At 49.9% G+C, this 9,571-nt stretch carries 9 protein-coding genes; 6 read left to right on the plus strand and 3 right to left on the minus strand.

Features of this window, described 5'->3' with window-relative positions; genetic code table 11:
• The first annotated feature begins 8 nt into the window (after positions 1 to 8).
• The 3 genes from MJZ26_08845 to MJZ26_08855 are packed head-to-tail and all read left to right on the plus strand — an operon-like array spanning position 9 to position 2,600.
• Entirely contained in the window at positions 9 to 956 is a 948-nt protein-coding gene (locus MJZ26_08845; GenBank protein ID MCQ2105885.1) for an iron ABC transporter permease, read from the plus strand.
• Positions 953 to 1,669 (plus strand): ABC transporter ATP-binding protein, encoded by a 717-nt coding sequence (locus MJZ26_08850; GenBank protein ID MCQ2105886.1) that lies wholly within the window; start codon positions 953 to 955, stop codon positions 1,667 to 1,669. Before MJZ26_08845 ends, MJZ26_08850 begins: the two co-directional genes overlap by 4 nt.
• Positions 1,656 to 2,600: a TraB/GumN family protein gene (locus MJZ26_08855; protein ID MCQ2105887.1), complete on the plus strand. Its 945-nt coding sequence runs from the start codon at positions 1,656 to 1,658 to the stop codon at positions 2,598 to 2,600. Before MJZ26_08850 ends, MJZ26_08855 begins: the two co-directional genes overlap by 14 nt.
• Here the strand turns inward: MJZ26_08855 and MJZ26_08860 are convergent.
• The 3 genes from MJZ26_08860 to rho all read right to left on the minus strand — a co-directional run bounded on the left by MJZ26_08860 (position 2,597) and on the right by rho (position 7,110).
• The gene (locus tag MJZ26_08860) at positions 2,597 to 3,955 is read right to left on the minus strand and encodes a sigma-54 dependent transcriptional regulator (GenBank protein MCQ2105888.1); all 1,359 of its coding nucleotides are present in this window, start codon (positions 3,953 to 3,955) and stop codon (positions 2,597 to 2,599) included. The genes MJZ26_08855 and MJZ26_08860 overlap by 4 nt on opposite strands.
• 162 nt (positions 3,956 to 4,117) lie before the next feature.
• Complete coding sequence (gene proC / locus MJZ26_08865; GenBank protein ID MCQ2105889.1) at positions 4,118 to 4,924, minus strand: pyrroline-5-carboxylate reductase; 807 nt, start codon at positions 4,922 to 4,924, stop codon at positions 4,118 to 4,120.
• Positions 4,925 to 5,082: 158 nt separating this feature from the next.
• Complete coding sequence (gene rho, locus MJZ26_08870; protein MCQ2105890.1) at positions 5,083 to 7,110, minus strand: transcription termination factor Rho; 2,028 nt, start codon at positions 7,108 to 7,110, stop codon at positions 5,083 to 5,085.
• A gap of 317 nt (positions 7,111 to 7,427) precedes the next feature.
• Between rho and folK the strand changes: the two genes are divergently transcribed.
• Genes folK through panC form a run of 3 tightly spaced genes read left to right on the plus strand, consistent with a single transcriptional unit; the run spans position 7,428 to position 9,473 of the window.
• Complete coding sequence (gene folK, locus MJZ26_08875; GenBank protein ID MCQ2105891.1) at positions 7,428 to 7,937, plus strand: 2-amino-4-hydroxy-6-hydroxymethyldihydropteridine diphosphokinase; 510 nt, start codon at positions 7,428 to 7,430, stop codon at positions 7,935 to 7,937.
• Position 7,938: 1 nt separating this feature from the next.
• On the plus strand, positions 7,939 to 8,619 hold the full coding sequence (locus tag MJZ26_08880; protein MCQ2105892.1) for a deoxynucleoside kinase: 681 nt from the start codon (positions 7,939 to 7,941) through the stop codon (positions 8,617 to 8,619).
• A complete protein-coding gene (gene panC / locus MJZ26_08885; protein MCQ2105893.1) occupies positions 8,619 to 9,473 on the plus strand; it encodes a pantoate--beta-alanine ligase in 855 nt (284 codons plus the stop codon). The genes MJZ26_08880 and panC overlap by 1 nt, the downstream gene beginning before the upstream one ends.
• Positions 9,474 to 9,571 lie beyond the last annotated feature (98 nt).

Consider the following 9,571-nt stretch of genomic DNA (forward strand, 5'->3'; position numbering starts at 1 on the left):
CTGAGCCAATGCCCAGTCGTCAAATTCGAGCAAGAGTCTGCTTTGTTGTGCTGACCTTGCTCGTTTTTTTATTCATGGCACTTACCTTGGGCGCCGGTTCTGTGGAACTGGATGGCTCCGAGATGGCTCGTCGAATCTTTTGGGAAATAAGATTCCCGAGAATGATGGCAGCCTTGCTTTCTGGTGTAGCGCTTTCTGTGTCCGGTCTTGCACTGCAGACCTTGTTTAGAAATCCCCTGGCGGGTCCCTTTGTTCTTGGCATCAGCAGTGGCGCAAGCCTGGGTGTTGCGTTGTCCCTTTTGGCGGGTTTAAGCTTTGGACATCTTGGGGTTCTTGGGGCAGCAGCTGCTGGATCCCTGGTGGTGACCTGTCTTGTTATGATGGTCGCAGTACGGTTCCGCAGTTCCTCTGTACTTTTGATTGTTGGTTTGCTGACAGGATATTTTATCGATGCCTTGATCAGCATGCTGATTGTGAATACGGATGCAGAGGCTCTAAGGGTCTATGTCAGCTGGGGTATGGGTAGCTTTGGACGGTTAACCTACGATGGTGTTGCTCTTTTTGGAGTTGCAGTGGCTGCCGGAGTTTCTTTGATTCTAGTTTCAGTCAAGTATTTGAATGGAGTGCGCCTAGGGGAGGACTTTGCCAAGGGCCTTGGAGTCAACGTAAAACTTGGACGTAGGCTTGTACTGCTGGGGGCTTCTATTCTGGCCGCTGCGGCAACGGCATTCTGTGGACCGGTTGCCTTTGTGGGTATCGCGGTTCCTCATCTTGCCTATATGCTTTTTAGAACTTCGAATCATCGGGTGCTTCTGCCTGGTGCTAGTTTGTGTGGAATGGTTCTTTGCCTCGTTGCCTCCTTGTTCGGTACAGTGCCGCTGAACGCTGTCCTTAGTCTTGTGGGTGTTCCCGTAATATTATGGGTTATTGTTCGTGGCCATGGAGGCTTGAAGTGACTTTGCTGCAGTGTACTGGGCTCGCCTTTGGCTATGGTAAGGCTTTTGCTGCGCCCTTTGATTTTTCTTTGGACGAAGGACAGGTTGTTGCTTTGATGGGCCGCAATGGTTCCGGCAAGAGTACCCTGTTAAAGACTCTGGCAGGAATTATTCCGTTGTTGGAAGGTTCGCTTGAAATTCAGGGCACGCAAATCAAGAGCTTGCCCGCAAGGGAGTTGGCAAAGAGGGTTGCCTATATTTCCATTAGCAAGGCTGCCCCCGACCGCATGACGGTTCGCGATTTCGTAAGCTTGGGACGCATGCCCTACAGCGGCTTGTTTGACGGACGGAATGAAGAGGACGAGAAAATTGTTGATGATGCAATCTCATTGATGCAGTTGGATCGATACGAACAAAAACTCGTAAGTGAACTTAGCGACGGTGAACGAACTCGTGTCTATTTGGCAGAAGCTGTTGCGCAGCAAGCGAAGATTCTTTTGCTTGATGAGCCCAATGCATTTCTTGACATTCCCTGGAGCCATTCTCTTTTCAGAACGTTGCGTCAATTGGCTGCAGAAAAAGGGATAGGAATTATCGTGTCCACACATTCGTTGGAATATGCATCCAGATATTGTGATCGATTCCTGGTTGTTGCGAACGGTGCTTTGAATATGGGCTCCCTGGATGAAGTGAAAAAACAGGGTGGACTGGATTGGATCAATGAAATTGCTTAGCCTTTTTTCGGTACTGCTCCTGGTTTTGGTGGGATGTGCGGGAACTACTCTTCAAAAGGACGAATCTCTTCCGAATGTTCCCGAGGTTGGAAAGCATTTCTTCTGGCAGGTGTCGGACGATAATTCTAGCGTTTGGATTCTTGGTAGCGTACACTTTGCGGATTCTACGTTCTACCCTTTGGATTCCGTTATTGAAACGGCTTATGTGAATGCTGAGGAATTGGCTGTAGAAATTGACTTGAGTGATGATTCCGTCAGTAACGAGGTTGCCACGAAGTCTTTGCAGCAGGGAATGCTTCCGGCGGGAACCACCCTTAACCAGGTGCTGCCTCGAGCTATGTGGAATACCTTGGATAGTATTTGTGCTGCTTGGAATTTTCCTGTTATGGGACTAATGCGTCTGCGTCCCTGGTTCGCAGCCACAACATTGTCTGTGATCGCCTTGCAACGTGCAGGAATCAATCCGGAGTATGGCGTGGACGTGGTCATGATGGATCGTGCTGCCATAGACGGCAAGGCCATTGTTGGCCTGGAAACTGCGGATGAACAGGTTGGAGCCTTGGCTGATACCAGCGACTCGGATTCTGCAGGAATCTACTACCTTAAGACAACTTTGAATGAAATTTCAATGTTGGATTCCATGGTTGCCCAAATGATGCGCGCATGGAAAACGGGCGATGAAGAACTTCTTCGTAGCGTGATGGATGATGACCGCGGAAAGCCTTCTGATGAAGGGGAAGAAAAAATTCGAAAGGATATGGAAGACAGGGTCTATACAAGTCGAAATGGGAAAATGGCAAAATCCATTGCCCGCTTCCTTGTGGAAGATAGGAATGTCTTTGTAGTTATTGGTGCCGCCCACCTGGTTCTTGACGAAGACAACGTAATTGAACAATTACGGAATAGCGGCTATAAGGTAACTCGTTACTAGATTTCCTTGATACTAATGCCCAGTCGGGTAAGACGGTTGTAAAGAGCCGTTCTCAGCATTCCCAAATTGGTCGCAGTCTGGCTTATGGAATTATTGTTTTCGTGAATTTTTGCCTTTAGGAATTCTCGTTCCTGGTCAAGCTGTTTTTCACGAAATTCCTCGTAGAGATCTGCATCGGGATAAGTGCAGCCCCTTGATTTTTCAAAGTTCGCAGCCGATTCTATGTTGGGGGCTTCATAGAAATTGCTTCTGGGCAGAGATTCTCCCAGAAATTCGCGATCTATTTGGAAATCTTCGGGTTGTAGGATGCCTGAGTTGGTAAAGCAGAGCGTGCGCTGGATAACATTCTCTAGTTCTCGGATGTTGCCGGGCCAGCTGTGACTTTGAAGGTGTTGCAAAGCTTCCTTAGACAAGGTGTAGCTTTCGCCTTCACCCTTGTATAACTGAATGAAGTAGTTTGCCAGGTCTTCGATATCCTCTGTACGCTCTCTTAGGGGGTGCACTGAGAGAGGAATGACGTTCAGACGATAGTATAGATCTTCGCGGAACTTTTTTTCGAGGACAGCCTTCTTTAGGTCTCTGTTTGTTGCGGCAATGATTCGCACGTTGATGTGCTTGCTCTTGTTGGCTCCAATGGGGCGGATTTCTTTGTCCTGTAGGACGCGGAGAAGCTTGACCTGGGCATGTAAAGGCATGTCGCCAATTTCATCCAGGAATATGGCGCCTCCATCTGCTGCTTCAAACAAACCGATTCGCTCGTTCTGGGCGCCAGTGAAGGCTCCGCGGGTATGGCCGAAAAGTTCGCTTTCAAAAAGATTGTCAGGAATAGCGCTGCAGTTTACCGTTATAAGCTTGTCGTAGGTGCAGGCAACGGCTCGAGCAATTAGTTCCTTGCCAACGCCAGTTTCTCCTTGGATCAATACCGGTCCGGAGTGAATCATTGCCTTGAGAACGTTGTTTCTGAGTTGTTCCATGGCGGGGCTTTTGCCCACCAGGTGGCTCATGCTCTCCTTGAAGGTTTGCCTTGCAGAAATGATTCTCTTCAACTTGGCTATCTGACTCATGAGATGAACTCGCACAGCGGCGGAATTCATGCAGATATCCAATAGAGGGCTGAGGTTGTTGTAATTTGTAATGTCTTCGGCGTAGGCGAAGATCATTATGTCGGGCTTGATTTGTTTAAGAACCTTTAAATGAGGCTCATTCTCGGTTCCGAATGCGTCAAGATCCCACAGGGCGATGTTGGAAAGGTCCTGTACAGGAAGCATTTCCTTGCCAAGATAGTATCTGCTAGGATCGTAGATTTTTACATCATAATTTACAGTAGAAAGCACGTCCACGATGAACGAGGACATGTTTGATTCATGGGCGAAAAAATCTATACGCATAATTTAGTTAAGAATTACGAATTACAAGTTACGAGAATTAATCGTTTTATAGTGGGACTGCTTGTCGAAAAAAGATTCTATTATCTCATAATTCATAAATCATAATTCGTAATTGCAAATAAGCGGAGCTTATTTGCCCAGTTCCTTGCTGCGTTCGGTGCCGGCAACCACAGCCTTCATGACGGTGCTGCGGAAGGCGCCTTCTTCGAGAGCGTTGATGCCTGCGATGGTGGTTCCTGCAGGAGAGCAGACCATGGCGCAGAGGTCAGAGGGGCTCTTGCCGGACTGCTTCACCAGTTCCACGCTTCCTTCGATGGTGCCGAGGGCGAGCTTCAAAGCTACATCACGGGTAAGGCCTGCTTTCACGCCGCCGCGGGTCAGAGCTTCGATGAATTCGAATACGTAGGCGGGAGCGCTGCCGGAAAGACCGGTAACTGCGTCCATGAGGCTTTCTGCAACGCGGCAGGTAACGCCGATGTTGCCGAAGATCTTTTCTGCGGTAGCGAGGGTGGCTTCTGTAACGCCGTCAGTAGCAAGGCCAACGGAGCCCTTGCCCACGGTAAGGGGCAGGTTGGGCATGACGCGGAGAACCTGGTTCTTGTTCCCGAGAACTTCAATCAAAGCCTTGCGGGTAACGCCAGCCATGATGCTGATGAAGGTCTTGGAAGTCTTGATGGACTTAACGGCGTTCTTCCATTCGGCGGCTACCAGCTTGAATATCTGGGGCTTTACGCAGAGGAAGGTGACGTCGGCCTTCTTGACACCTTCGGCAAAGTTCTTTACGCGGACGCAACCGAGGGCGGTTACTTCTGCGGCAGCCTTATCGCTGGGGTCGAAGAAGAAGATGGACTTGGGATCGTTACCGGCCTGCAGAAGACCGCGGAGAATTGCACCGCCCATGTTGCCGGTGCCAGCGAAGAAAATTTTTTCAGACATTTTAAACCTCGAATAAAAACTTAGTGTAATGAAAAATGAAAGATGAAGGATGAAGAATGCCTATGATTGCGGCAATGCCGCCTAATTTCAATTTTTCATATTTCATTCTTCATCCTTCATTGATAAAATCGTTTTGCGATTGTAATCGCAAAGCGATTTTATCTCACGCTGTCCTTTGCTTTTGCCAAGAAGGAAAGCAGTTCGTCGTTGGTCTTGTACTGCTTCATCCACTTGATCAGCTTGTCCATGATGCCGTTTTCGGTATCGTTCTGCATACCCTGGCGAACACTCCAGATGATATCCTGTTCGCGGAGGGAGAGCAGGCGGTCTTCCTTACGGGTGCCGGACTTGAATACGTCAATGGCGGGCCAGGTGCGCTTTTCTGCCAGTCGGCGGTCAAGCACCAGTTCCATGTTGCCGGTGCCCTTGAATTCTTCAAAGATCACTTCGTCCATGCGGCTGCCGGTTTCAATCAGGGCGGTACCGATAATGGTGAGGGAGCCGTTCTTCTGGACGATTTCGCGGACGGGTTCGCCAAAGATGGTCTGCACGATCTGGCCGTTGGAATCCTTCTGGAAGTCGCCCAGCTTGTCGGCAATCTTACGGGCGGCGCCGAAGAACTTCTTGGGGAACTGCATGGCCATGGCGTCCACACCGCCAGAAAGAATCTTGCCGGAGTGGGGGATGACCACGTTGTTTGCGCGGGCAAAGCGGGTGATGGAGTCCAGGAGCACTACGACATCCTTCTGCTGTTCTACCAGGCGCTTGGCCTTTTCCAGAACCATGGTGGCTACGCGGGCGTGATGGTCAGGAGGTTCGTCGAAAGTAGAGGCTACGACTTCTGCCTTGAGGGCCGGGTTCTTTTCCACCAGCTTGCCCACGATTTCGCGCATTTCCGTCACTTCTTCAGGGCGTTCGTCAATGAGCAGCACCATGATGATCACTTCCGGGTGATTCACAGCGATGGCGCGAGTCATATTCTGCAGGAGGATGGTCTTACCGGTACGGGGAGGAGCGAGAATAATGGAACGCTGACCCTTACCGATGGGGCTGAACAAGTCCATGACGCGGGTGGTCAATTCTTCCTGATCGTGTTCCAGACGGATCTTTTCGTTAGGGTGGATCGGAGTCAGGTATTCGAAGGCCACACGGCGCTTGATCTTTTCGGGATCGTCAAAATTTACTTTGTCTACACGGCGCAAGGCGTAGAACTTGTCGCCATCGCGGGGCGGGCGTGCAAGACCTGCAACGGTGTCGCCAACCTTCAGGCCGAAACGGCGGATCAGGTTCTGGCTCACGTAAACGTCATCGGGGCCCTGCTGGTAGTTGAATTCCGTATTGCGGAGGAAGCCGTGACCCTGGGGGGTGACTTCCAGGAGGCCTTCGGCGTAGACGATGTTGTTTTCGTTTTCCAGACTCTGGAGCAAAAGACCCAGGGATTGTTTGCGGTAACGGCGGAAGTCCAGGTTTTCCTTCTGACTTGCCAGTTCCTGCAGGTCGCTCATGGTCATCTTGCGGTACTTGGCCCAGCAGTCGCGAGCCTTGCACCAGGCTTCGGAATCCGGTTCCGGCAGCGGAACGGCGTCTTCCTGCTCTTCCTGCTGCTGGCGGTTGTTATTGTTGTTGCGCTTGTCGAACTTGTTGAACTTATTGCGCTTGTCGAATTTGTTAAAGCGTTCGCGCTGCTGACCGTTGTTCTGCTGGTTGCTTTCGCCTTCGGCAGCCTGAGCATCTGCAGATTGATTTTCTACGGAGCCTTCAGAAGGCTGACCTTCGACGGATCCTTCGGCTGCGGTGGCTTCTGGCGTTGCTGTATAGGCAGTTGCAGTTTCGCTTGATGTTGCGTTAATGGGTGCGTCTACGGGTGTTTCGTTGCCAACTTCCGGAGCTGAGACTGCCTCGGTATTTGGTTCTGCATCAGGACGCTTATCAAACTTCTTCTTGAACTTCTTGTCGGGTTTGCCCTTATGTTCCACCTGGGCTGCGGAAACTTCTTCAACAGAACTAGCTTCGGCTACATCCGTCTTGGCTTCTGCCTTGGGGGATTTGGGCCTTCCCGGTCGCTTGGCCTGCTTGGGGGAGGATTCGCCTTCTGCGGCTATGGTCTGTTCGACGGGTGTTTCAACGTTAAGGTTTTCTTGTTCTGCCAAAGAATTGTTCTTGCTGTTCTTTTTTGTGGTCGCCACGATGGTTTCCTGTGAATATGTGAGATATATAGTAACCGGTTCGATTTTACTGCGCAGACGCGAGTGTCGATTGAAAGTTTGATTTAGAAATGCAGGTAACAGGTGGCGTGCTTCAAGCAGTTTACCCTGTAAGCAAATGACTTATAACAGCCTAGAAATTTACCTGATTATATATAGGGAATAACTGTCTCATCGAGACGGGTCATAAGATAACTAAAAAAAACGTTTTTGTCATAGAAAATGGGGTTTTGACTGAAAAAAAGTCAAAAAAAGATGCTTGTCATTTTAGTGTCATTTTGAATAGTTATATTTAGGAAGTGGATTCATTAGAACGTGTATTTATCGCCCTGGGCTCCAATCTTCCAAATCGCTATAAGCATCTGGAAGAAGGTCGCGACATGCTTCGCAAGATCTCGGCGGGCGGGTGGCTGGAAAGCCCCATATACGAAACTCCTCCGGTTGGTCCGGAGGGGCAGGGTCCTTATTTTAACCAGGTTGTCTCGTTCTGGTATTCAGGAACCTCTACACGTTTGCTCAATTACTTAAAAGGTGCAGAATTTGTCCTTGGGCGCAAACCCCGTGGTCATTGGAATTCCAGGGAAATCGACTTGGACCTGCTGTACTTTGGCAAGGAAATCCGCCAGGGGAGGCCCAACCTCCCGCATCCCCAGATTTTGAACCGTCAGTTTGTCCTTGTGCCGTTGAGCGACATTGCTCCGGAGTGGGAAGACCCGAGAACCGGTTCCAAGATCAAGGATTTGCTTTTGAATCTCCTCGCTAAGGAGGAGAAGATTCCCTTCCGCGTAATCACCTCGGAGGAACCTTAGTATGATGATAGACATGAGCCAGTACGGGAAGAAACTGACTGACAACGGTGTCCATTTCCTGGCCATCGAAGGCGTCATCGGTGTGGGTAAGACCACCCTGGCCAAGATTATCGCTGAACGTTGGAAAGCCATGTTCATCGAGGAAAACTTTGCCGAGAACCCCTTCCTGGAAAAATTCTACCAGAACAAGGAAGCCTACGCCTTCCAGACCCAGCTGTTCTTCTTGCTGGATCGTCACAAGCAGTTGCAGCATTCTGCTCTTCAGAGTGACTTGTTCCATGACCTCCTGGTCAGCGACTACACCTACGAGAAGGATCAAATTTTTGCAGCCCAGAACCTGGTCGAAAACGAATACGCCATGTATGATCAGGTCGCAAAGGCTCTGAACAAAGGTATTCCTCATCCTGACCTGGTTGTGTATCTCCAGGCTAGCGTGCCCACTCTGCTGAATCGTATCAAGGGCCGTGGTCGCGCCATGGAACGTACTATCGAAGGCTCCTACCTGCAGTCTTTGATGGACCGTTACGATAGGCTGTTTTGGAATTATCCCTATGCGCCGGTGTTGATTATCAATACCGACAACATCGATTTTGTTCACAACGAATCCCACCTGCAGCTTGTGCTAGACGCCATTGCGTCCTGTCCCAAGCAATCGACTTATTTTGTTCCAGAAGGTAAATAATGCAAATCATTACTACAATCGATTCCCTACGTCAAGCTCTTAAGCCGCTGGCTAAGGAAGGCAAAACCATCGGTCTCGTACCGACCATGGGTGCTCTTCACGATGGTCACGGCTCTTTGATCAAGGCCTCGGTACGCGATTGTGATGTGACCGTGGTCAGCGTATTCCTGAATCCCATCCAGTTCGGCAAGAACGAGGATTTGGACAAGTATCCCAAGCGCCTGGAAGCCGACGCCAAGTTGGCTGAGTCCATCGGTGCGGATTTCGTGTTCGCTCCCTCCGTTGCAGAAATGTATCCCGATGGCGATCCCCTTACCATGGTTCGCGATGAAACTCTCGAAAGCATGTATTGTGGTGCTTATCGTCCCGGTCATTTCCGCGGTGTTCTTACCGTGGTGTCCAAGCTGTTCCTGATTTCCGGTGCTGATCATGCCTACTTTGGCGAAAAGGACTATCAGCAGGTGTTCCTGATTGAGCGCATGGTGAAGGACTTGAATTTCGATATCCAGATTCACCGCGTGAAGATCGTCCGCGAGGCATCCGGTCTTGCTCTTTCTAGCCGTAACGAATACCTGAGCGAAGAAGAAAAGGCTCGCTCTCTCGGTATCAGTTCCGGCTTGAAGCAGGCCAAGGACGCTTACGACGCTGGCGAACGCAGCGTTGCAAGAATTCGCGATATGGTGGTAAAGTCTATTTTGGCTTCCCGCGGTACCGTACAGTTTGTAGAAGTCGTCAACCAGAAGAACCTCCAGAAGTTTGCTGCAGGCATGCTTGCTCCTGAGGACAAGGTCGTAATCTTGGTGGCTGCATTCTACGGCAAGACTCGTTTGATCGACAACATCGAATTGAATTAAGTAAAAGCCGGCTTCGCTGGATATTTAAAAAAGACCTCGGTAAAATGATGTGAACCCCGAAAGTTGGACACAACTTTCGGGGTTTTCATGTATAAAGA

Source organism: Fibrobacter sp., assembly GCA_024398965.1.
Lineage (GTDB): Bacteria > Fibrobacterota > Fibrobacteria > Fibrobacterales > Fibrobacteraceae > Fibrobacter.